General features: G+C 63.1%; 25 protein-coding genes. 15 read left to right on the top strand and 10 right to left on the bottom strand.

Features of this window, described 5'->3' with window-relative positions; all coding sequences use genetic code 11:
• Window positions 1-43: 43 nt before the first annotated feature.
• Complete coding sequence (locus NKJ90_RS31140; protein ID WP_280948949.1) at window positions 44-148, bottom strand: SRPBCC family protein; 105 nt, start codon at window positions 146-148, stop codon at window positions 44-46.
• Window positions 149-237: 89 nt separating this feature from the next.
• Between NKJ90_RS31140 and NKJ90_RS31135 the strand changes: the two genes are divergently transcribed.
• Window positions 238-591 (top strand): ArsC family reductase, encoded by a 354-nt coding sequence (locus NKJ90_RS31135; RefSeq protein WP_023759049.1) that lies wholly within the window; start codon window positions 238-240, stop codon window positions 589-591.
• 229 nt (window positions 592-820) lie between these two features.
• Here NKJ90_RS31135 and NKJ90_RS31130 read toward each other — a convergent pair whose 3' ends face one another.
• Genes NKJ90_RS31130 through NKJ90_RS31120 form a run of 3 tightly spaced genes read right to left on the bottom strand, consistent with a single transcriptional unit; the run spans window position 821 to window position 3,439 of the window.
• The gene (locus NKJ90_RS31130; protein WP_023759050.1) at window positions 821-1,174 is read right to left on the bottom strand and encodes a DUF488 domain-containing protein; all 354 of its coding nucleotides are present in this window, start codon (window positions 1,172-1,174) and stop codon (window positions 821-823) included.
• Between the two features lie 19 nt (window positions 1,175-1,193).
• Window positions 1,194-2,450, bottom strand: coding sequence for an aminopeptidase (locus tag NKJ90_RS31125; RefSeq protein ID WP_023759051.1), 1,257 nt, complete (start codon window positions 2,448-2,450; stop codon window positions 1,194-1,196).
• Complete coding sequence (locus NKJ90_RS31120) at window positions 2,447-3,439, bottom strand: LysR substrate-binding domain-containing protein (protein WP_023759052.1); 993 nt, start codon at window positions 3,437-3,439, stop codon at window positions 2,447-2,449. The genes NKJ90_RS31125 and NKJ90_RS31120 overlap by 4 nt, the downstream gene beginning before the upstream one ends.
• A 98-nt stretch (window positions 3,440-3,537) precedes the next feature.
• On the opposite strand from NKJ90_RS31120, the gene NKJ90_RS31115 reads away from it, so the two are divergent.
• The 3 genes from NKJ90_RS31115 to sbmA all read left to right on the top strand — a co-directional run bounded on the left by NKJ90_RS31115 (window position 3,538) and on the right by sbmA (window position 6,404).
• The gene (locus NKJ90_RS31115; protein ID WP_023759053.1) at window positions 3,538-3,765 is read left to right on the top strand and encodes a hypothetical protein; all 228 of its coding nucleotides are present in this window, start codon (window positions 3,538-3,540) and stop codon (window positions 3,763-3,765) included.
• 104 nt (window positions 3,766-3,869) lie between these two features.
• On the top strand, window positions 3,870-5,030 hold the full coding sequence (locus NKJ90_RS31110; RefSeq protein WP_023759054.1) for a YbfB/YjiJ family MFS transporter: 1,161 nt from the start codon (window positions 3,870-3,872) through the stop codon (window positions 5,028-5,030).
• 114 nt (window positions 5,031-5,144) lie between these two features.
• A complete protein-coding gene (sbmA, locus tag NKJ90_RS31105; RefSeq protein WP_023759055.1) occupies window positions 5,145-6,404 on the top strand; it encodes a peptide antibiotic transporter SbmA in 1,260 nt (419 codons plus the stop codon).
• 34 nt (window positions 6,405-6,438) lie between these two features.
• Here the strand turns inward: sbmA and NKJ90_RS31100 are convergent, their stop codons facing one another.
• Window positions 6,439-7,446, bottom strand: coding sequence for a polysaccharide deacetylase family protein (locus tag NKJ90_RS31100; RefSeq protein ID WP_023759056.1), 1,008 nt, complete (start codon window positions 7,444-7,446; stop codon window positions 6,439-6,441).
• Between the two features lie 233 nt (window positions 7,447-7,679).
• On the opposite strand from NKJ90_RS31100, the gene NKJ90_RS31095 reads away from it, so the two are divergent.
• On the top strand, window positions 7,680-8,345 hold the full coding sequence (locus tag NKJ90_RS31095) for a tetratricopeptide repeat protein (protein ID WP_023759057.1): 666 nt from the start codon (window positions 7,680-7,682) through the stop codon (window positions 8,343-8,345).
• Complete coding sequence (gene der / locus NKJ90_RS31090) at window positions 8,342-9,775, top strand: ribosome biogenesis GTPase Der (RefSeq protein ID WP_023759058.1); 1,434 nt, start codon at window positions 8,342-8,344, stop codon at window positions 9,773-9,775. Before NKJ90_RS31095 ends, der begins: the two co-directional genes overlap by 4 nt.
• Window positions 9,776-9,796: 21 nt before the next feature.
• On the opposite strand, the gene NKJ90_RS31085 is transcribed toward der, so the two are convergent.
• Window positions 9,797-10,720, bottom strand: coding sequence for a LysR substrate-binding domain-containing protein (locus NKJ90_RS31085; RefSeq protein ID WP_023759059.1), 924 nt, complete (start codon window positions 10,718-10,720; stop codon window positions 9,797-9,799).
• A 118-nt stretch (window positions 10,721-10,838) separates the two neighbouring features.
• Between NKJ90_RS31085 and NKJ90_RS31080 the strand changes: the two genes are divergently transcribed.
• The 7 genes from NKJ90_RS31080 (at window position 10,839) to NKJ90_RS31050 (ending at window position 16,427) form a co-directional block, all read left to right on the top strand.
• Entirely contained in the window at window positions 10,839-12,137 is a 1,299-nt protein-coding gene (locus tag NKJ90_RS31080) for an MFS transporter (protein WP_023759060.1), read from the top strand.
• 143 nt (window positions 12,138-12,280) lie between these two features.
• Complete coding sequence (locus NKJ90_RS31075) at window positions 12,281-13,462, top strand: cell wall hydrolase (protein ID WP_023759061.1); 1,182 nt, start codon at window positions 12,281-12,283, stop codon at window positions 13,460-13,462.
• A gap of 255 nt (window positions 13,463-13,717) precedes the next feature.
• Window positions 13,718-14,125: an AtpZ/AtpI family protein gene (locus tag NKJ90_RS31070; protein WP_023759062.1), complete on the top strand. Its 408-nt coding sequence runs from the start codon at window positions 13,718-13,720 to the stop codon at window positions 14,123-14,125.
• A 58-nt stretch (window positions 14,126-14,183) separates the two neighbouring features.
• Window positions 14,184-14,942, top strand: coding sequence for a F0F1 ATP synthase subunit A (locus NKJ90_RS31065; RefSeq protein ID WP_352487594.1), 759 nt, complete (start codon window positions 14,184-14,186; stop codon window positions 14,940-14,942).
• A gap of 83 nt (window positions 14,943-15,025) precedes the next feature.
• Window positions 15,026-15,250, top strand: coding sequence for a F0F1 ATP synthase subunit C (locus NKJ90_RS31060; protein ID WP_006206606.1), 225 nt, complete (start codon window positions 15,026-15,028; stop codon window positions 15,248-15,250).
• Window positions 15,251-15,328: 78 nt separating this feature from the next.
• Entirely contained in the window at window positions 15,329-15,925 is a 597-nt protein-coding gene (locus NKJ90_RS31055) for a F0F1 ATP synthase subunit B (RefSeq protein ID WP_023759064.1), read from the top strand.
• A gap of 10 nt (window positions 15,926-15,935) precedes the next feature.
• On the top strand, window positions 15,936-16,427 hold the full coding sequence (locus NKJ90_RS31050; protein WP_023759065.1) for a F0F1 ATP synthase subunit B: 492 nt from the start codon (window positions 15,936-15,938) through the stop codon (window positions 16,425-16,427).
• Between the two features lie 264 nt (window positions 16,428-16,691).
• Here NKJ90_RS31050 and rnhB read toward each other — a convergent pair whose 3' ends face one another.
• Together rnhB and NKJ90_RS31040 are read right to left on the bottom strand one after the other, a co-directional pair.
• Window positions 16,692-17,387: a ribonuclease HII gene (rnhB, locus tag NKJ90_RS31045; protein WP_023759067.1), complete on the bottom strand. Its 696-nt coding sequence runs from the start codon at window positions 17,385-17,387 to the stop codon at window positions 16,692-16,694.
• A 152-nt stretch (window positions 17,388-17,539) separates the two neighbouring features.
• On the bottom strand, window positions 17,540-18,694 hold the full coding sequence (locus NKJ90_RS31040) for a PA0069 family radical SAM protein (RefSeq protein ID WP_023759068.1): 1,155 nt from the start codon (window positions 18,692-18,694) through the stop codon (window positions 17,540-17,542).
• A 148-nt stretch (window positions 18,695-18,842) separates the two neighbouring features.
• Between NKJ90_RS31040 and NKJ90_RS31035 the strand changes: the two genes are divergently transcribed.
• Both NKJ90_RS31035 and NKJ90_RS31030 read left to right on the top strand, forming a co-directional pair.
• Window positions 18,843-19,361, top strand: a complete 519-nt coding sequence (locus NKJ90_RS31035) for a glycosyltransferase (protein ID WP_023759069.1) — start codon at window positions 18,843-18,845, stop codon at window positions 19,359-19,361.
• Window positions 19,362-19,507: 146 nt separating this feature from the next.
• Window positions 19,508-20,482, top strand: coding sequence for a hypothetical protein (locus NKJ90_RS31030; RefSeq protein WP_023759070.1), 975 nt, complete (start codon window positions 19,508-19,510; stop codon window positions 20,480-20,482).
• A 95-nt stretch (window positions 20,483-20,577) separates the two neighbouring features.
• Here the strand turns inward: NKJ90_RS31030 and moaB are convergent, their stop codons facing one another.
• Together moaB and NKJ90_RS31020 are read right to left on the bottom strand one after the other, a co-directional pair.
• Window positions 20,578-21,132 (bottom strand): molybdenum cofactor biosynthesis protein B, encoded by a 555-nt coding sequence (moaB, locus tag NKJ90_RS31025; RefSeq protein WP_023759071.1) that lies wholly within the window; start codon window positions 21,130-21,132, stop codon window positions 20,578-20,580.
• Complete coding sequence (locus NKJ90_RS31020) at window positions 21,119-22,018, bottom strand: 4-(cytidine 5'-diphospho)-2-C-methyl-D-erythritol kinase (protein ID WP_352487595.1); 900 nt, start codon at window positions 22,016-22,018, stop codon at window positions 21,119-21,121. The genes moaB and NKJ90_RS31020 overlap by 14 nt, the downstream gene beginning before the upstream one ends.
• Window positions 22,019-22,029 lie beyond the last annotated feature (11 nt).

The raw sequence follows: 22,029 nt of genomic DNA, 5'->3' as shown, positions 1-22,029 counted from the left end.
CAGGACGATGTCTTGGCCGCCACGTGCGAGGTTCAGATCGTCTTCACATACGCCAAACCAGCCGCTCGTTCGGCACGATTTCGAGAAAGCAGCAATGGCGGTCGTTGACCTCATTGCGGTCTCGCGACTGCATGCGCGTCCGGAACAGTCCGCCGGGGCACCGATGCGGCCGCTGGCAAAGTGCGCTGAGCGTCCTTAGTCTGCGATCAGATTCGAATCCGAAGGGCGGCCACTGTTTTGACGATCACCATCTACGGCATCACCACCTGCGACACCGTCAAGAAGGCGCGCGTCTGGCTGGAGGGCCATGACGTTGCCTACCGGTTTCACGATTTCAGGGCAGAGGGGCTGGACGCCAAGCGGCTCGACGGCTGGGTTGGCAAGGTCGGCTGGGAAAAGCTGCTCAACAAGGCAAGCACGACGTTCCGCGAACTGGCTGACAAGGACAAGCAGGGTCTGGATGAAAAGAAGGCCAAGGCGTTGATGCTGGCCAAGCCGACCATGATCAAGCGGCCGGTGCTGGAGGTCGGCGAGCGCGTTCTGGTGGGGTTCAAGGCTGATGATTATGAGCAAGCGGTGGGTGGGAAGTAGAGCCAACGGAACGGCGAAGCTGCCAATCTCCCCCCTTGCGGGGGAGATGGCCGGCAGGCCAGAGGGGGGTGCGAAGGATCGCCATCCTTGAAGAAATTATTCTGATGCAAAGCTGTCGAAGCATCTTGCCGGTGATTGGCTGACAGGTCGGCGGGACAGCACCCCCCTCTGCCCTGCCGGGCATCTCCCCCGCAAGGAGGGAGATTGGCCAATGGTCAAGCGGTGACCCTCAGCCTTCGCGCAGATACGCCGCCAGCGCCAACGCATTGTTGTGGGCCTCGTCATGCGCGCCATAGAGCAGCGTCACCTTGCCGTGGCGAAGCAGGCCGCGCAATTTGTCCACTGCCTCGCCGTTTCCATCCAGCTCAGCGCGATACCGCTTCCGAAACTCAGCCCAGCGCGACGCCTCATGGCCGAACCATTTGCGCAAATCATCGCTCGGCGCGATCTCCTTCAGCCACAGCGTCAGCGCCGCGTCTTGCTTGCTGACGCCACGTGGCCAGATTCGGTCGACCAGAACCCGCTGCCCATCGTCGGGCGCGGGTGGCTCGTAGATCCGCTTGACCGCCAGATCGAAGGCCAACGGACCCTCCGTAAATGGGTCAGGCCCACTCGCCCTTGCGCATGACGGGCACGCGGGCGCCGTCCTTGTGGACGCCATCGATATCGATCTTGTCCGAACCGATCATCCAGTCGATGTGGATGAAACTCTTGTTGCCGCCACGTGCGGCGATCTCGTCCTGGCTGAGCGAGGCGCCGTTGACGAAGCACTTCGAATAGCACTGGCCGAGCGCGATGTGGCAGGCGGCGTTCTCGTCGAACAGCGTGTTGAAGAACAACAGGCCGCTCGCCGAGATCGGCGAGGAATGGGGCACCAGCGCCACCTCGCCGAGACGGCGCGCGCCCTCATCGGTGTCGAGCACCTTCTTCAGCACGTCCTCGCCCTTCGAAGCCTTGGCCTCGACGATCCTGCCCTCTTCGAAGCGCACTGAGATATCGTCGATCAGCGTGCCCTGGTAGGACAGGGGCTTGGTCGACCTAACATGGCCCTCGACGCGCCTTGCATGCGGCGTGGTGAAGACCTCTTCGGTCGGGATGTTGGGATTGCAGGTGATGCCGTTCTTGGCGGTCGAAGCGCCGCCCATCCATTCATGGCCGTCCGCCAGCCCGACGGTCAGGTCGGTACCCGGCCCGGTGAAGTGCAGCGCATGGAAATTATGGCCGTTGAGCCATTCGGTCCGGCTGCGCAGCGCTGCGTTATGCGCCTTCCAGTTGCCGATCGGATCCTCCACATCGACCCGCGAAGCGGCGAAGATGGCATCGGCGAGCTTCACCACCGCAACATCGTCGGCATCGCCGGGGAACACCTGCCTGGCCCAGGCGAGGTCCGGATAGGCGACGATGTTCCAGTTGATGTCGAAGCCGGTGATCTTTTCCAGTGCCGGCTGATAGGCCATCGAATTGGCCTTGTTGGCGCGCGCCACTTTCGCCGGGTCCTGTGCCGACAAAAGCGACGGATCCTCGCCGCGCACGGCAAGCCTGGCCGCATTGTCGGCAAAGGCTTTCGCCATGCCTTCGTAGAGCCAGCCGGCGGCGCGGTCGAAGCTCGCATCGGCGCCAAAGCGATAGCGCGCCAGCGTCATCTCGTCGTCGTTGAAGATCGGCGTCACCAGTCCGGCGCCGGCCTTGTACGCATGCTCGACGATCCGCCTGGTCAGCGGCAGTGCCGCGATCGACGATGTCACCACCAGATCCTGTCCCGGCTGCAATTGCAGCCCGACCTTGATGGCGACCTCCGCCAGCCTGTCGAGCTTCACTGGGTCGATCGATGCGGAAACGCCGCGCGAATGTGTGGTCATGATCCTGCCTGCCGTAGTTTGATATCCGACTTTACATAGACCGGTGCCGCGGTGCTTTCCACCGCGATCGCGCCGGCAGCGCCCGTGGTCGCAGACCCGAACTGCGCCATGGTCGCCTCGATCTCTTCCTTGATCCAGGCCTTGAAGTCCCGGACCTTGCGGCTTTCGGTCTTGGCGGAGGAGGTCACCAGCCAATAGCCGAGGCCGCTCTGGGCACGGATTCCGAAAGGCGCCACCAGTCGGCCATCAGCGAGCGCATCGGCGGTGAGCAACTGCCAGCCAAGCATCACGCCATGGCCGGCAATCGCCGATTCCAGGCACAGCATCGGGTCGGTAAAGCGCGCGCCTTTCAGGAAGGTGACCGGCGGGACACCGGCCGTCTCGAACCAGCTGTCCCAACTGATCATCGCCCGCTCGTCGGTGATTGCGCAGGTCTGGGCAAGGTCCTCGATCGACCTCAGTTTTTTGGCGATCGCCGGCGCGCAGACCGGGAAGACTTCCTGCGCCAGGAGCAGTTCCTTGCGTCCGCCCGGCCACTTGCCGTCGCCAAGCCGGATGGCGATGTCGATGTCGGAATGATCGAGATCGGCCAGCCGCACCGAAGCGTCGATGCGCAACAGCACGTTGGGATGCCGGGCGAAGTGACGCGACAGTCGCGGCAGCAGCCATTTTGACGCAAAGGCCGGCGCCACCGAAACCACCAGGGTGCATTGCGTGGCCTCGTCGGCCAGCGCCACGGCCTGGGCAAGCTCGCGAAATCCAGCACCAAGGCGGGGCGCGAAGAGGGCGCCGAATTCGGTCAGCACGAGACCGCTCGCCGTTCGCTCGAACAGCGTCTGGCCGAGTTGCTTCTCGGTACGGCTTATCTGTTGGCTGACGGCGCTGACGGACACGTTGAGTTCACTGGCGGCAGCCGCCAGAGATCCGAGACGGGCAACGGTTTCGACGGCGCGCAGGCCGTTGAGATGGACGCGGTTGAGCATGGTCATTTGAGATTTTCTAAACCGGCCCGGCCGAAATCTCAATTGAAAGACCCGTCGAAACGGCAGATTTTATGCAAGGGAAGACAGACCCGCGGAGCCAAAAAATGCTAAGGATCTTGTCGTCGTCGCTGAAGGTTTTTTTCGCTGCAGGTTCGGCATATGGGTCCCGTCGCGAGAGCGAGACGCAGAGATGGCTGACCGATCCGCTTTCGCATCCCGTGCTGAACACCATGTCGGAGCGCGAACTCGGCGACGTGCCGTTCAGGCTGACGGCGCGGCGAACCGTGCATGAAACCGCTTCATTGCGAACCGGTTTCGGTGGGCGCTGCTGAGCGGGAGCCAGGCGGTCCGGCTTGAGGAAAGTCGAGGCGAGGATCGCACTGGCCTAACGGATGGCGGATTGTTTCAGCGATCGCTGCAATTATTGTGCGCTGCAATGACATCAGCCACCTCGACAGCGCTCCGTTTTACCTTCGCCGGCATGATTGCCATGGCGGTTGCCATGGGCATCGGCCGCTTCGTCTACACGCCGATCCTGCCCGGCATGATGCAGGAACTGCATCTGTCGCCGGCCGATGCCGGATGGATCGCCTCCGCCAACTACCTCGGCTATCTCATTGGCGCATTGGCGGCGGCGGGCGGCTGGGCGCATGGGCGCGAACGCCTGCTGATGCTGGTGGGGCTCGGCGCCAGTGTGGTCCTGGCCGCGCCGATGGGGCTGACCGATATGATGGCCGCCTTTCTCGTTGTCCGCTTTCTGGCCGGCCTGGCCAGCGCCTTCGTCATGGTGTTCATGGCCAGCATCGTTTTCAGCCATATCGCGGCTGCCGGCCGCGGCGACCTGCAGGCGTGGCACTTCGGCGGCGTTGGCCTCGGCATCGCAATCTCCGCAGCGATGATGGCGGTGCTGGTCACCGAACATGCCGGCTGGGCGGCGGGCTGGTTGTGGTCGGCGGCAATTTCGGCTTGCGGTTTCGTACTCGTGGCGCTGATGGTCGACGAGGGTCCGCTCACCAATGGCGAAGTCGCCCGCGAGCCGGCATTGCGGATGGACCGATCGTTGATCAAGGTCATCATTGCCTACGGCCTGTTCGGCTTCGGCTACGTTGTGACGGCGACTTTCCTGGTCGCCATCGTCCGGCAAGGCGGCGGCAGCCGCGTCTTCGAGGCCATGGTCTGGATGGTCGCCGGTCTTGCCGGCTTTCCCTCGACCTGGCTCTGGCAGAAGATCGCCGCTCGGACCGGCCTCTATCCCGCCTATGCGCTGGCATGCTTCATTGAAGTTGTCGGCGTCACCGCCAGCGTCGCCATCGGCGGACGTACCGGGCCGTTGCTCGGCGGCGTGCTGCTCGGCGGCACCTTCATAGCCATCACCGCATTTGGCCTCCAGGCAGCCAGACAGCTTGCACCGCGGGCGCCGCGGCGGATCTTTGCCCTGATGACGGCTGTGTTCGGCGTAGGCCAGATCATCGGCCCCATCGCCGCCGGGCTGCTGGCGCAAATGTCCGGCGATTTCTTCCTCGCCTCGATCGCCGCCGCCATCATGCTGGTCGTCTCCGGCGGCCTCACATGGTCGGCTGCGCCAAAATCGCCATGATTGTGGGGTTGCTCGGTGTGGGCATCGGGCACGGGCATTTTCTTTCCAGCTAATGTGTGACTTTATGCCCGCCATAGTCAGCTGATTTGCGCCTAGATCGAGGAATTCGTCACAGTGTTCGTATCATTTTTCCCGCAGCCGAAGCTCTTCTTCACTTCGGCCGCCGTCTGGAGCCTTGCGGCGATCCTGTTCTGGTTTTTCGGTGGTGAACAATTGGGCGCGGTTTTCGGACTGCCGCCGGCTGCCGCTGACGCGCCACCCATTATCGGCATCGCCATTCTCATGTCGCCGCCGTTTCTATGGTTTTATCTCTATTTCGCGTTTTGCGTGGCCGTCTTCTATGCGTTTTGGAGCTGGTATTCGCCACATCCCTGGCAGCGCTGGTCGATCCTGATGACCGCAGTCATCCTGTTCTTCATCTATTTCAATGTGCAGGTCAGTGTCGCCGTCAATGCCTGGTACGGGCCTTTCTTCGACTATGTGCAGGGATTGATGTCGGGGACAGGAAAGTCGACGAACAGTGAATTTTATATCGGATTGGCAGATTTTTCGTGGCTCGCGTTGGTCGGCATGAATGTGCAGGTGGTCAATGCTTTCATCGTCAGCCACTGGATCTTCCGCTGGCGCACGGCGATGAATAACTATTTTGTCGAGAACTGGGGTAGGCTTCGACATATCGAGGGAGCTTCGCAGCGTATCCAGGAAGACACGATGCGGTTCTCGCAGATCATGGAGGATCTCGGCTCCAGCTTCGTCCAGTCGATCATGACCCTGATCGCATTCCTGCCGGTCATGATCCAGTTGCAGGCTCACATCAGCGAGTTGCCGATTGTCGGCGCGATCCCGCAGCCATTAGTGGTCGCAGCCCTTGCCTGGTGTCTGTTCGGAACGATCTCGGTCATGATTGCCGGCCTGAAGCTTCCGGGACTGCAGTTCCGCAACCAGCGCGTCGAGGCCGCCTATCGCAAGGAACTCGTCTACGGCGAGGATCACGCAGACAGGGCTCAGCCAGCCACCACTGCCGAGCTGTTCGCGAACGTTCGTCACAATTATTTCAGGCTCTATTTCCACTACATTTATTTCAACGTCGTCCGTTACACATACCTGCAGGCCGACAACATTTTCTCGCTGCTGATCCTGGGTCCGTCGCTGGTTGCGCACAAGATAACGTTCGGCGCGCTGAACCAGATTTCGAATGCATTCGGTAAAGTGACGGGGTCGCTGCAGTTTCTGCTCACCTCCTGGTCGACCATCGTCGAGCTTCAATCGGTCCACAAACGCCTGCGCGCCTTCGAGGCGACCCTGCTCGGCGAGCCGCTGCCGGACATCGACCAGCGCTATCTGGCAAAACAGGGCGTTGAAGATCCGGCCTAAAGGCCGAGGTTGGAAATCGAACCGGGTTGGCGGCTCAGCCGCCGACCGAAGCCTGCTTCGGGGCAGCGTCTTGCCGCGAGACATAGTCGCGAAAACTGATGCATTCGACATCGGCTTTGACGCAGACCTCGCCGGCAAAGCGCTCCAGCGCATTCCAATAGGCGCCGTCATTCATCAGCGCGAAATGGAAGCCGAGCTCCAGCGGAATGCGCTTGCCCGCATACTGCTTGTCGAAGGCGGCGCGGAAGGCATCATAGGTGCGGTTCGCGAACTCGTTCGACTTGCCTGGCTGCTCGAACCCGCCGGAATGCCTGACATAGAGATTGTAATCCATGGCGATCACCAGCCTTGACTTCGGTCCTTCCGGAATCTGCGGCAACGAAAACTGCATGATGCCGTTGCCGGCCACCGGCCTGGTGGGCCCCTGCGAGACGCCGCTCGCGTCGAACTGATAGCCGGCCGCCGCCAGCGCCTCGTAGAGAGCCTTGTTCGCCGACAGATACGGCGCGCGGAAGCCGACCACCGCATGCCGCGCGAAGTTGCGCCAGCCCTGGGGTTCGGGCGCAACGCCGTTGATCGCATAGGCGTTCTCAAGAATGCGTTCGAACGAACTGAACTCTTTCAGCCAGTCGGCCTTGCTCCAGTCCTTGCCGTCGAAATGGCCGCAGCCATGCCCGGCGATGTCGTGACCCTCGGAGGCGGCAAGGCCGATCTGTTCGAGCCGCTCGGTAACTTCCTGTTTCGAGGCGGCAAAGCCGATATTGGATTTGCCGGCGCTTTTGCCGGGTGCGTTGTACTGCATGCGTGTTTCTGGCGACAGCAGGAAGACGCAGGAGAGAAAATAGGTGAAGTGCGCGCCGGTGCGCTCTGCCAGTGCCCGGCTACGCTTCCACTGCGAAATGTCGCGGGCGCTGTCGAACGAGATGATGACGGCCTGCTTGGGCTTTGCCGGCATTGGCGGCGCGGGCGGATCGGCCAGAGCCTGCCCGGCAGTGGCGAGCGCAGCGAGGGAAAAAGCAGCAACACGGAACGGAAGGTACATCGGCAATCTGATCTGCGCTTTTCTGAGCTGCACTTTGGGGGGAGACGTCTGGAAGCCGGCTATCCCCGAAATGTGGCGCTGGTGCGATTGGCCTTTTCGGCTGCTTGCCCGGGGCAAACATCCGTTTGCCCTAGGGAATGGGCGATTTTCCGGTTGAACCCCTTCCATGCCGACAAAATTTCGCTAAAACGCGGGCTGACAAAGGCCCGACCGGGCAGGAATGGTTTTGATCGATGTCTGACGACAGTTTTATCCGTGAAGTCAACGACGAGATGCGTCGCGACCAGGCGCACGCGCTGTGGGACCGCTTCGGTCCCGCCTTGCTTGTCCTCGCGATCCTCGTGGTGCTCGGCACCGCCGCCTTCGTCGGCTATCGCTATTGGGACGAGACGCGCGCCAACCGCTCCGGCGATGCCTTCTCGCAGGCGCTGAAGCTTGCCAATGATGGCAAGAACGATGAAGCGCTGACCGCGCTCGATCAGTTGGAGAAGGATGGCTACGGCGCCTATCCGTTGCTCGCCCGCATGCGCGGCGCAACCGTCAAGGCCGACAAGGGCGATGTCGCCGCCGCCGTCAAGGATTTCGACGATGTCGCCGCCGACACCGCCATTCCCCAGGGCATTCGCGACATGGCACGTCTCAGGGCAGCGCTCCTGCTTGTCGACCACGGTTCCTTCGCCGACGTCTCCAGCCGTGTCGAGGCGCTTACATCGGACACCAACACCTTGCGCCATACGGCGCGCGAGGCCCTCGGCCTTTCTGCCTGGAAGGAAGGCAAGACCCAGGATGCGCTAAAGCTGTTCGACCAGATCGCCGCCGATGACGGCGCCCCGCGCAACACCCGCGAGCGCGCAACGTTGATGTCCGAGCTGATCCGTGGGTCGGGCAGTGCGTCGTGACCTTCAAAGCCGCCATCATCGGCAGACCTAACGTCGGCAAATCGACCCTTTTCAATCGGCTGGTGGGAAGGAAGCTGGCGCTTGTCGACGACACGCCGGGTGTCACCCGCGACCGCCGTGTCCATGCCGCCAAGCTATACGACCTGCATTTCGACGTCATCGACACCGCCGGCTTCGAGGATGCGGCTGCCTCGACCTTGCCGGGCCGCATGCGCGCGCAGACCGAGATCGCCATCCGCGAGGCGGACCTGATCTTCTTCACCATCGACGCCAAGTCCGGCCTGCTGCCCGACGACCGGACGTTCGCCGAGATCGTTCGCAAGTCCGGCAAGCCCGTGGTGCTGGTCGCCAACAAGGCTGAGGCGAAAGGTGCCCAGGGCGGCATGCTGGAGGCCTGGGAACTCGGCCTTGGCGAGCCGATCCCGGTCTCGGCCGAGCATGGCCAGGGCATGCCCGATTTGCGCGATGCCGTGATCGAAGCGCTCGGCGAAGCGCGTGCTTTCGGCGAAGATGAAGATGGCGAAGACGAAGAAGTCGCTGCCGGCGAGGTTCTGATCGGCGAGGATATCGCCGATCCGGATGCCGAGCACAGCTATGACGATACCAAGCCGATGCGCATCGCCGTCGTCGGTCGTCCCAATGCCGGCAAGTCGACGCTGATCAACGCGCTGATCGGCGAAGAACGGCTGCTGACCGGACCGGAAGCCGGCATCACCCGCGATTCCATCTCCGTCGACTGGGATTGGCATGGCCGCCGCCTGAAACTGTTCGATACGGCCGGCATGCGCCGCAAGGCCAGGATCCACGAAAAGCTGGAAGTGATGTCGGTGCAGGATGGCCTGCGCGCCATCCGCTTCGCCGAGATTGTCATCATCGTGCTCGACGCCACCATCCCCTTCGAGAAGCAGGATCTGCAGATCGCCGACCTGATCATCCGCGAAGGCCGCGCGCCGGTGATCGCCTTCAACAAATGGGACCTGATCGACCATCCCCAGGAGCTTCTGGCCGAATTGCGCGAGAAGACGGAACGGCTGCTGCCGCAGGCGCGCGGCCTCCAGGCCGTGCCCGTATCGGCCGAGACCGGCCGCGGCCTCGACAAGCTGATGGATGCCGTCATCAGGACCCATAAGGTGTGGAACAGCCGCGTTTCCACCGGCAAGCTCAACCGCTGGCTGGAAGGCATCCTGGCGCACCACCCGCCGCCCGCCGTGGCCGGGCGCCGGCTGAAGGTCAAATACGTCACCCAGGCCAAGACCCGGCCGCCGGGTTTCATCGTTCAGTGCTCGCGTCCCGATGCGATGCCGCAATCCTATGTCCGCTATCTCTCCAACAGCCTGCGCGAAGCCTTCGACATGCCCGGCGTGCCGATCCGCATTGCGCTGCGCACCTCGGACAACCCATTCGCCGGCAGGTCCAAGAAACGCAGTTAAGCGTCGGCGCCCGTCTGGCGATCACGCCACGTCGCGCAAGCCGCTGTCGCTGGCCTGCGCATTTTTAGGCAATGCCTGCCGCGCTCCATCCAGCAATATGTCGGCGAGGCGGGCCGTCACTGGCTCGGCTTCAGCGTCCTTGCGATACAGGAATAGCGCCAGCTTAGGCAGCGCCGGCAATCCGGCGATCTCCGGCGTCATCGCGCTGACGCTGGCTGGCAGGCCGATATCGGTGCGGATCGTCAGCCCCAGCCCCGCCGCAACGGCCGCCCAGATGCCGCCAAGGCTCGGGCTGGAAAACGACATTCGCCAGGACAGGCCGGCGCGGTCGAGCGTTTCGGTTGCAACCGTGCGCAAAAGGCATGGCGCTTCGAGCGCCACCAGCGGCAGTGGCTCAGCGTGGCGCAGGCTGGTCTCGATGCGCTTTGCCGGGCCGATCCAGCGCATCTGCACATCGGCGACATGTTCGGTGTAGGGCAGCGTCTCTCCGCTGTGCCAGGCAAGCGCGATGTCGAGATTGCCTGATAGGATCCGTTCGGCAAGCTCGTGGCTGCGCGCGATCCTGGCTTCGATCTTGACCTTGGGATGGGCGCGGGCGAAGCGACCGAGCACGTCAGGCAGCACCGCCTCGCCGAAATCCTCCTGCAGGCCAAGCCTTACCCAGCCTTCCAGTTCGACATCGTGGATGGCGGATGCCGCTTCGTCATTGAGCTCGATCAGCCGGCGCGCATAGCCGAGCATGGTCTCGCCGGCCTCGGTCAAGGCGAGGCCGCGCCCCGACTTGCGGAAGATCGGCGTCGCCGCCTGTTCTTCCAGTTTCTTCAATTGCGCACTGACCGCCGACGTCGACCGGCCAAGCCGATCGGCCGCCTTGGCGAAGCTGCCCAGCTCCATGCCGGTGACGAAACTGCGGAGGACGTCGAGGTCGAATGTCACGCGTCGCATAGATAATCCCGATTTTCAGGATAGTTTGTTTAAAACTTCCTGATTTTAAGGATGAAACTACGGCGCTAGAGACAGACCGTCAAGGCCCAGGCCGCTGGCCAAGCACGGGAAACAAATCATGTCCGCTATCGTCAATTGCACCGATCGACAGTCGCCGGGACTTTTGAAAGACACGGCTGCCGGCTCCGCCGGGAAGGCATTCAAGCCCGGCCATCGCTGGAAAGTTCTCGGCATGGGCGTTGCCGCCAATGCCAGCTTCTCTGCCACCTTCGCCGGCATACCGGCAACGGCGGTCGTGCTGCGCCAGGGGTATCATTTGGCCAACGCCGAACTCGGTCTGGCACTCGGCCTTCTCGGGCTGGGGGTTGCACTCAGCGAACTGCCATGGGGCCTGCTCACCGATCGCTGGGGCGATCGCCGCGTGCTTCTGACCGGGCTTGGCGCCACGGCTGCGTGGCTCTTCGTCATGGCGATGCTGGTTGTGCCGACAAAGGCCGGGATTCCCGATGTCACGCTGCTCTGCGCGAGCCTGCTTATCACAGGACTGCTCGGCGGCAGCGTCAACGGTTCGAGCGGCCGTGCCATCATGGGCTGGTTCCGGGAAAACGAGCGCGGCTTTGCCATGAGCATCAGGCAGACGGCGGTGCCGCTCGGCGGCGGTCTTGGCGCGCTCATTTTGCCCTCGCTTGCCCTGGCTTTCGGCTTTGCCGCGGTTTTCGGCGTCCTGGCGGGTGCATCCGCCCTCTCTGCCCTGTTCGCTTGGCGCTGGCTGCACGAGCCGCCGACGACGGACGAGGGCCATCGCGCTGCGGCGGCTGTGCCCGGACCGGCGCCGCTGCGCAATCGCGACGTTTGGCGTATCGCGACCGCCATCGGCCTGCTCTGCTTTCCGCAGGTGGCGGTGCTCACCTTCGCCTCCGTGTTCCTGCACGACTTCGTCGGTCTGGGAACGGCAGCGATCAGTGCGAGCCTCGCCGCCGTGCAGATCGGTGCCATGGTCATGCGCATCTGGAGCGGCCGCTTCACCGACCGCCACGGCAACCGCCGCCAGTTCCTTCGCCTGTGCAGTGCGCTGAGCGCACTTGCCTTCGCCGTGCTTTGGCTGCTGGTCTTGGTCAGTTCCGCCATGTCAGGCGGACAATTCTTGCTGATGGCGGCCCTTCCCGCTGTGCTTATTGTCGCAGGAGTCTCGGTCTCCGCCTGGCACGGCGTCGCCTATACCGAGCTTGCCACGCTTGCCGGTGCCGGCCATGTCGGAACCGCGCTCAGCCTTGCCAACAGCTTCGTTTTCGTCGGCTTCTTCCTGGTGCCGGTGGCCATTCCGGGCCTCTTGCACCTCTGGTCATGGTCCGGCGTCTGGCTGTCTGCCGCCATTTGCGCGCTGATCGCCTGGCCGATCTTCCTGCGGCCGGCCTGAAGGCTCGCCGCAAAACCGCCCGAGTTCGGAACCACGACCTCGGGCAGACCGGGAAAACCCGATCGAACCCGTTAACGTCCCATCAAGGTTAATGCATCATTTTGCTCTCCAGTGGGGTCTGTAGCGTTCCTGGAGAGAGTTCCGTGCATCGACGTGTGTTGACGCGGCTTGTTGCCGCCGCCGGTGAGAGACGTGGCTTTTTGGCTCCGTTCGTCGTCGGCCTCGGCATCTGGATCGGCTTTCCGACCGTCGCCGCCTACCAGGACATGACGAGCCTCGTTTCCGGCCTCGAAGCATCGAGCACCCGCTGGAATTCCTATGTCGAGAAATCCGTCGCCGGCTCGACCCACGCGGCCGAAATGCCCTTTGTCGATTCCGATGTCACCGACTCCATCTCCGGATCGGGTGTCCACCTGGCCGGCGTCGGCAACGTCTCTTTTCGCGGCAAGGGCGGCAAGGTAAGCGCCACGCCCGACGAGGATCGCGTCACGCGCGCCGACAAAAAGGGCCGCATCGTTATGGTGTCGCCCGTCGCACCGCCGAAGAACTTCAATGCCGGCTCGATCTTCGAGCGCACCTCCTCCTTGCTGCGGCCCAGCATGGACAGCGGCCTGAAGATGGCCTTCGCCAAGCCGCAGATCAAAGGCAAGGAAATCCAGATCGCCGCGGCATTCCATGCGCGCGAGGACAAAAAGCCCGATCCCGGCGTGCCGGCGATGCTTGCCGCACTGGTCAACAACGACCATCCGGACGTGCTGGCGACCGCCTATGCGCAGTCCGAGCCCGATTATGCCAAGGCATCGCCGTTCGAAGCGCTGCTTCAGGACGAGCAGCCCAATGAGGGCCGCTTCATTCCGCCGATGGTCAAGGGCGATCATTCGTGGATCCAGAACCCGCTGCCCGCCAGTGTCTTCTCCAAACCGGAACAGGCATGCCTGGCGAATGGCATCTATTTCGAGGCGAGGAGCGAATCCGTACGTGGTCAGGCCGCCGTCGCCCAGGTCATACTCAACCGCGTCCGCAACCCGACCTATCCGAATTCGATCTGCGGCGTCGTCTACCAGAACGACAGCTGGTTCAACCGTTGCCAGTTCTCCTTTGCCTGCGACGGCAGGAAGAAGCGCATCGACAGTCCTGCGGCCTACAAGACCGCCCAGGATATCGCCATGGCCGTCACCGCCGGCAAGATATTCATCCCTGAGGTCGGATCGTCGACCCACTATTACGCCCAATATGTCCATCCCGGCTGGGCGCGCACGATGGAGAAGATGACCAAGATCGGCCTGCATATCTTCTATCGGACCTATGGCGGCGGCTGGAGCTGAGCGCGCAACAGATCGCTGATCTTTGGCACGGCGCGCTGTCGATCGAAGAGCCATTGCTCGGGGGATTCGCGCAACGCATCCCCGTCATCGTGGCGGGCACGATGTCGCACCTTTCTAATCCATTGATTTTGCTGCCTAAAATACATGGCAATGAACTTCCGCCCGTGGCTTGACGGGCGCAAACCCTCTAACTATGTTGCCGGCGACTTTAGAAGCGGACGGATGGTGACGGTCTGACCGGGCAGGGGGGTTGCGATGGCCGACAAGAATGGGCCAGGCGGAACCGGAGAAACCGGCCGCGGCAAGCAGCATGAACCCGACATCCGCGACGACGATCTTGAGCGCCGCCGGCGTGACCTTGAAGCATCGCTCGCGACAAGGCGGCCGGACCGGCTCGAGGGGAAAGACGACGCGAAAGCGGGCAGTGTGGCCGGTTATGGCCAGGCGCTCAAACTCTCTAGCGAGTTTATCGCCGGGGTGGTGGTGGGTGCCGGCATCGGCTGGATCATCGACCGTCTGGCGGGAACATCGCCATGGGGTCTGATCGTGTTTCTGCTGCTTGGTTTTGGCGCCGGCGTGCTCAATGTGATGCGTTCCGCGGGCGTTGTGGCAGAATTCGGACAGGGCGACAGATCGCGCCGTGACCAGGACGACAAGAAATGACCGCGCTTCATGGCGGTAATGGTAACGAGGCCGTACGCGGCATTGACGGGGTTTGAACGTGGCAGCTGACAAGGTCGATCCGATCCACCAGTTCCATATCAACAAGCTGATTCCGATCGACATCGGCGGCTACGATCTGTCATTCACCAATTCGGCATTGTTCATGGTCGCGACAGTTGTCGTCGCGGCAGCGTTTCTGTTTCTCACGACGTCGAGCCGCAGCCTGGTTCCGGGCCGCCTTCAGTCGGTCTCCGAGATGGCATACGAGTTCGTTGGCAACATGTTGCGCGATGCCGCCGGCACGCAGGGCATGAAGTTCTTCCCTCTTGTGTTTTCGCTGTTCATGTTCGTGCTGGTCGCCAACCTGCTTGGCCTGTTCCCGTATTTCTTCACCGTCACCAGCCACATCATCGTCACTTTCGGTCTGGCCATCCTGGTGATTGCGACCGTGGTCGTCTACGGCTTCATGAAGCATGGTTTTGGCTTCCTCAAGCTGTTCGTGCCGCATGGCGTGCCGGTGTTCCTGCTGCCGCTGGTGGTGCTGATCGAGGTGATCTCCTTCGTGTCGCGCCCGGTCAGCCTCTCGGTTCGTCTGTTCGCCAACATGCTCGCCGGCCACATCACGCTGAAGGTGTTCTCCGGGTTCGTCGTCAGCCTGAGCGCGCTCGGCGCGGTTGGCGTCGCCGGTTCGATCCTGCCGCTGGCAATGGCGGTGGCGCTGACGGCACTGGAACTGCTGGTCGCCTTCCTGCAGGCCTACGTCTTTGCCGTGTTGACCTGCATGTATCTCAACGACGCCCTGCACCCCGGGCACTGAGAAAAATTTCCGGCCCAAGAGTTTCCAGCATTGGCGCCGGATGAAATCGCAACGGAATTTTTAGATCCAAAGGAGTTGAACAAATGGACGCAGAAGCAGCAAAGTACATCGGCGCCGGCATCGCTTGCCTGGGCATGGGTGGCGCGGGCATTGGCCTCGGCAACATCTTCGGCAGCTACCTGGCGGGCGCGCTGCGCAACCCGTCGGCTGCTGATGGCCAGTTCGGCCGTCTGATCTTCGGCTTCGCGGTGACCGAAGCTCTGGGCATCTTCTCGCTTCTGATCGCGCTTCTGGCCCTGTTCGGCTGAGCCCCTCTTTGGCTAAGCCATGAGAAGATTGGACGGGTCGGCCGCGCAAGCGGCGGGCCCGAATTTCGGGGATAGTCCATGTTCGTGACATCTGCCTTCGCGCAAGAGTCCGCGCCTGCCGATACCAGCCACGCTGCGACGGAAGGCGAGACGCAATCCGGCACCAGCGTGCCTGCAGAAGCGCACGGCACGTTTCCGCCATTCGATCCTGCGACGTTCCCGTCGCAGCTTCTGTGGCTGGCGATTACTTTCGGGCTGTTTTATCTCTTCCTGAAGCGGGTGGTGATGCCGCGCGTCGGGGGCATCATCGATGTCCGCAACGACCGCATCAGCCAGGATCTCGACCAGGCAGCCAAGTTGAAGGGCGAGGCCGACGCCGCTGTTGCTGCCTACGAGCAGGAATTGGCGGAAGCCAAGACCAAGGCCAACGCGATCGGCCAGCAGGCCAACGATGCGGCCAAGGCCGAGGCCGAGACCGCACGCAAGAAGGTCGAGGCCGCGCTCGATGCGAAGCTTGGCGAGGCCGAGGCCCGCATTTCTTCCATCAAGGCCAATGCGATGAAGGAAGTCGGCAGCATCGCCGAGGATACCGCTTCGGCGATCGTCGAGGCCCTGGTCGGCGGCAAGGCCAGCAAGGCCGAGATCGCGGCCGCGGTCAAATCCGTGGCCCGGTGAGGAGCGCATCATGGACTACACCTCTCTCGCAACGCTCTGGGCCACGGTAGCTCTGGTTATCTTCCTCGGCGTTGCAATCTACATCAAGGTACCTGGCCTGATCGCCAAGGCGCTCGACGCGCGCGCCGACAGGATCAGCAACGAGCTGGACGAAGCGCGCCGGCTGCGCGAGGAGGCCCAGCAATTGCTTGGCCAATACCAGCGCAAGCGCAAGGAAGCCGAGCAGGAGGCCGCCGCCATCGTCGCCGCCGCCAAGCGCGAAGCCGACATGCTTGCCGCGGACGCGCACAAGAAGACCGAGGACTATGTCGTCAGGCGCACCGCGCTTGCCGAACAGAAGATCGGCCAGGCCGAGCGTGACGCCATCAGTGAAGTCCGCGCCAGCGCCGTCGATATCGCCGTCGAGGCCGCACGCACGCTGCTCGCCGGCAAGATCGACGCCAAGGCGGGTGCCGAGCTGTTCAAGGCCTCGCTCGTGGACGTGAAGTCGAAACTGAACTAGACGATCCGTCTAGCCAATCATTGAAGCCGCCCGGGAAACCTGGCGGCTTTTTTGCTGTGGAAAACCAGATTGGCGGGGCGGCCGAGCGCGTAATCTCCCTCCTTGAGGGGGAGATGGCCGGCAGGCCAGAGGGGGTCGCCGCGCATGAAGCGCTGGCCTGATCTTTGCTGAAAAATGGCGTCGTGCCCAGTCGAGCCGACCCCCTCTGTCGCCTTCGGCGACATCTCCCCCTCGAGGGGGGAGATCGGCTGACATCGCCGTGGCTCACTCCAATCCGACCAGGCTCTCGTCTTCCACCACTTCCACCCCGCCCAATCTGAACGGCGCGAATGACACGCGGTGCAGCCGCGGCACGGGACCATGAGCCTCGATCGCGGTGCGATGGCGGACCGTGGCGTAGCCCATGTGGGACTCGAAGCCATAGCGGTCGTGATGGTTGCCGCAGCCGCACATCATGCGGTCGCGCATCACCTTGGCGACGATCGAGGCGGCGGCGATCGATTGCGAACGCTGGTCGCCCTTGATCAGCGCGCGCCCCGCGCAGGGCAGGCCCGGGGGCACGTCGCGCCCGTCGGCGAGGGCGAGCTTCGGTTGAACCGACAGCCCGACCAGGGCACGGCGCATCGCCTCCAGGCTTGCCTTTAGGATGTTGCTGCCGTCGATGCCCTCGGCGCTGATCGAGGCCATTGAGACCGCCTGCGCGGAGCCGAGAATGAGCAGGAACAGGGCCTCGCGCTGCAAATGGGTGAGGCGCTTGGAATCGTCCAGCCCGTCAGGAATGTTGGCGGGATCGAGCACCACCGCCGCGGCCACCACCGGTCCGGCCAAGGGACCGCGGCCGGCCTCATCCATGCCCGCAACCGGCCACAGACCGTCAGCCATCGCCTTCGTCTCGAAGGAGAAGTCGGGCTTCTCGATGATCTCAAAGAGAGGCGGAGAATCAGAACGCGCGCGAGCCATGTTGCGGCGAGGTTCGCATCGGCTCCGATTCTCCGCAAGTCCCTCCGGGTCGGGTGGGGCGCCGGACCGGGAGGGCACCGTCTGCAGGCCGGGGCGGGCCGGACGGGATTCCTGTGCTGCGGCAGATCAAGCCGCCGCAGTGAATTGCATTCTCAAAGCAGCGTCAGCTGCAATTGGTCTTTGGCAGCAGCAACGAACTGGTCGGTCCGCAACGTGCGCCGTTCGGCATTGAGGCCGAGCCGCTTGGCTGCGATCTCGAAGCGCCGGCCGATCTGCCAGGCATAGGGACCGGCGCCCTTCATGCGCTTGCCCCATTCCGAATCGTAGTCCTTGCCGTCACGCATCGATCGGATCAGCGACATCACGTGGCGGTAGCGATCGGGGTAGTGGCGCAGCAGCCAATCCTTGAAGATCGGGCTGACCTCCAGCGGCAGGCGCAGCACGACATAACCCGCCTCGCGCGCACCGGCGGCGCGTGCCGAATCGAGGATGCGTTCCATCTCCGGATCGGTCAATCCGGGAATGATCGGCGCCACCATGACCGACGCTGGAATGCCGGCATCCGAAAGCTGCCGGATCGCCTCCAGCCGCCTGGTGGGCGTCGACGCGCGCGGCTCCATGGTGCGCGCCAGCATGCGATCGAGCGTCGTCACCGACAGCGCCACCTTGGCCAGCCCCCGCTCAGCCATGCGCGACAGGATATCGATGTCGCGCGTCACCAAAGCGGATTTGGTGACGATGCCGACCGGATGACCGCGCGCCTCCAGCACTTCGAGGATCTCGCGCATGATCCGGTATTGCTTCTCGATTGGCTGGTAGGGGTCGGTGTTGGTGCCGATAGCGATGGTTCGTGGCTGGTAACCGTCCTTCGACAGCTCCTTGTCGAGCAAGCGCGCCGCATCTGGCTTGGCGAACAACTTGGATTCGAAATCCAGACCCGGCGACAGACCCATGAACGAGTGCGTCGGCCGGGCAAAACAATAGACACAGCCGTGCTCGCAACCGCGATAAGGGTTGATCGAACGATCGAAGGAGATATCGGGCGATTCGTTGCGGGTGATGATGGTGCGCGGCTTCTCGACCTGCACTTCGGTCTTGAAGGGCGGCAGTTCTTCCAGCGAATTCCAGCCATCGTCGAAAACATGCCGGCTGACCGGCTCGAACCGACCGGACGGATTGATGCCTGCCGACCTGCCGCGGTTGCGGTCCGGCCGGACACGCACGCCACTCTGCTCGATCATCGCATTGGCCATCTCGGCCCGTCCAGCTCCGAAAGCTGCAATGTCGGCGCGCACGATCTGTTCCATCTTCGCCCGCTCCCAAGGACTGTCCGTGTTGTGTCGAATCGCTCTGTTCATGAAATTATTCCTATTCTGTTGATGAGAACAAAGCAAGAACTTTTTATGGCTCGCTGGATAACTGGCGCTATGCCGCGCTTTCCGCTATCGGCTAACGATGCTTAGTGTTCTCATCGAAACCTGCAATGACGAGGAAGGGCTTACCCGCACGCTCGCCTCGCTGATTGGCGGCGCGGTTGAGGGCGTGGTGCGTGACGTCATCGTCTGTGACACGGGCTCTACCGACCAGACGCATCGTGTGGCCGAGCATGCCGGCTGTCACTACGTGACGGGCGGCATCGCCACGGGGATCCGGCAAGCCAAGGGGGACTGGTTGCTGCTCCTGGAGCCGGGCGCACGATTGATGGAGGGCTGGATCGACGCGGTCGTCGACCATACGGCCAGGCAAACCATGGCGGCACGGTTTTCGCGGGCGCGCGGCAGCCGCAAGCCGTTCCTGGCTCGCGTCTTTTCCGCAAACCGTGCCTTGGCCGACGGATTGCTGATCAGCAAGCGTCAGGCCTCGGCCAGGAGTGCCGTCAGCGCCGAGGCCATCGCCCGCGGCCTCGCGACAAAGCGGCTCGACGCCGAGATTTGGATGGCGCCGGCGAAGCGGGAACGCCGCTCTCCGCGCTGAGTTTTTTGCACCTGCTCTGGTCATTGTGCATTGCACAAAATCTGACACGCGGTTAGCTTCCGGACAAAGCGGGTGAGTTGGGTTTGGGTCATGCCGAGTGGTGAACACCGATGCAGCATTGGTGGTGCCCTTATATCGAGGACCCGATGAACCTTCCAACGCCCGACAAATCCGGCACGGCCAGCCTAGAGGCCATTGCGCGCAACGGCAGTCTGCTGCGGCGTATCGCCGTGCGCATTCCAACCTATCTGACGGACCTGCGGGAAAACCCTGCCTGGCTGCCGATGTTTGTGCTGGCGCGCACTATGCCCGGGCGCCGCATGCATTGGCTGGGCGCAAAACGCGCCCGTCCGGTCGCGGATACGGGGGATACGATGTTCGCCGGTGTCGAACGTGAGGCAGTAGTCGAAGCGCTGCGGACCGACGGGCTGTTTTCGGGCCTCGTCCTGCCGTCTGATATCCATGAGGAGATCGCCGATTTCGCCCAGCGCACGCCTTGCTTCGGCAATTTCGACCGCCGTCTCGAATTCATGCCGGATGAACATGCGGAAGCTGAGAAGCGCTTTGGCCGCTCGCTGCTCAGCGGGCACTTTTTCGAGCGAATCCTTGATTGCGAGGCGGCGCTCGCCATCCAGCGCGACCCGCTGCTTCTAGACATTGCCGCGCACTATCTCGGCGGTCAGGCAAAACTGATCACGACGCGGGTCTGGTGGAGTTTTCCGACGGGTGCCGCTTCGGACGCCGACAAGAACCTCGCCTCGCTCGGCAAGTATCATTTCGACCTCGACGATTGGCGCATGCTGAAATTCTTTTTCTACCTCAAGCCGGTCGATGCCGAGACCGGTCCACACGTCTATGTGCGAGGCAGCCACAAGCGACGCAGCCTCAAGCATCAACTCACCCTCCTCGTCGGCCATTCCGCGCGAGAGGTCCTGGATGTCTATGGCGAGCAGAGCCCGGTGACATTGACTGGAGAAGCAGGACTAGGTTTCGTCGAGGACCCCTTCGGCTTCCACATGGGCACCGTGCCGTCGCGCAGGCCGAGGTTGATGATGGAAGTCGGCTTCGGCGTATCGCCGCCGTCGCGCCGCCGCTTTCATGGCGAGCCGGTCATCCGCTGAGAGCTGACGACCCGAAGTTCATCTCGACAGGCATCCGGTGAGCACGGCGCCGGGCTTTGCGCAGCGCCCGTGGAGCCGCCGCTTGGCCTCGGCTTTTAGGGAGCCGATTTGCCGCGCCGCAGATGCTCGTCCAGACGCGGCATGATCTCTACGAAGTTGCACGGCATGTGCCGGTAGTCGAGCTGCGCCTTCAGGATGCCGTCCCAGGCGTCCCTGCAGGCGCCGGGTGAGCCCGGCAGCACGAAGACGAAAGTGGCGTTGACGACGCCGCCGGTCGCCCGGCTCTGGACCGTCGAGGTGCCGATCTTGTCGTAGGAGATGCGGTGGAACACTTCCGAAAAGCCGTCCATGCGCTTTTCGAAGATTGGCTCCAGCGCTTCCGGCGTCACGTCGCGCCCGGTGAAGCCGGTGCCGCCGGTGGTGATGACGACATCGATATCCTTGTCCCGCGACCACGCCAGAACCGTGTCGCGGATTTTCTCGCGGTCGTCGGTGACGATATCGCGGGCAGCCAGTATGTGGCCGGCCTCGGCGATGCGGTCGGCCAGCGTCTGGCCGGATTTGTCGTCGGCAAGGCTGCGCGTGTCGGAAACGGTCAGCACCGCGATGCGTATGGGGATGAAGGAACGGCTCTCGTCAATTCTGGCCATCAGCTCCCTCCGAGGCGATGCTACGCGTCGCGGCGACGAACCAGTCGGGCTGGCGACCACGGATCTCGGCGGCGGCGCGCTTGGCGACATTGCCGGTTTCGAACAAGCCGAAGCACGTGGCGCCCGACCCGGACATGCGTGAAAAACCCGATCCAGCCTTGTTAAGCCAGGAAAGCGCCCTGCCGATAGCGGGTTGCATCGCTACGGCTGCCGGCTCGAGATCGTTGCGGGTGATCTCCAGCCAGTTGCGCAGGCTGTGGAAGTCGATGCTGCGCGGCAGCGGCGGTAGCGCTTCATTGTCGCGACGGGCAAGCGCTGCGAAGATGTCGGCCGTCAAGACCGACCTGCCCGGATTGACCAGCACCAGCCCCAGCGTCGAAAAATCCGGCACCATCGAAAGCTCGTCACCAATGCCGCGCGCTACCAACGGCTTAGCCGCCAGGCACATTGGCACGTCGGCGCCAAGCGAGAGGCCGATCCGCGCCAGCTCGACGCCGTCGATGTCCAGGGCCCATATCTCAACCAGCCCGCGCAGCACGGCTGCCGCGTCGCTCGAACCGCCGCCGACGCCGGAGGCAACCGGCAGGTTCTTTTCGAGCTTTATCGAGACAGGCGGGGTTTTGTCTTGCCCGACCGCCTGTCGCAGGGCATCGCGCGCCCTAAGCACCAGATTGCTGGCGTCGACAGGGACGGCCAGCGCGTAGCGGCCTGACACGACAAAATCATCATTTTCAGCCGCCGCGATTTCGACCCTATCGCCAAAACGGGTGAACACCGCCAGGCTCTCGATCAGATGATAGCCGTCAGGGCGCCTGCCGGTGACATGCAGCGCAAGATTGATCTTGGCGTGCGCATGCCAGGTGCGTGAACCGGTGTCGATGTCCACCGCGTCAGTCA

Source organism: Mesorhizobium sp. M0051, from assembly GCF_040323235.1.
GTDB lineage: Bacteria > Pseudomonadota > Alphaproteobacteria > Rhizobiales > Rhizobiaceae > Mesorhizobium.
The sequence above is the reverse complement of the archived record's forward strand: the minus strand, read 5'-3'. Positions and strand labels throughout refer to the sequence as shown.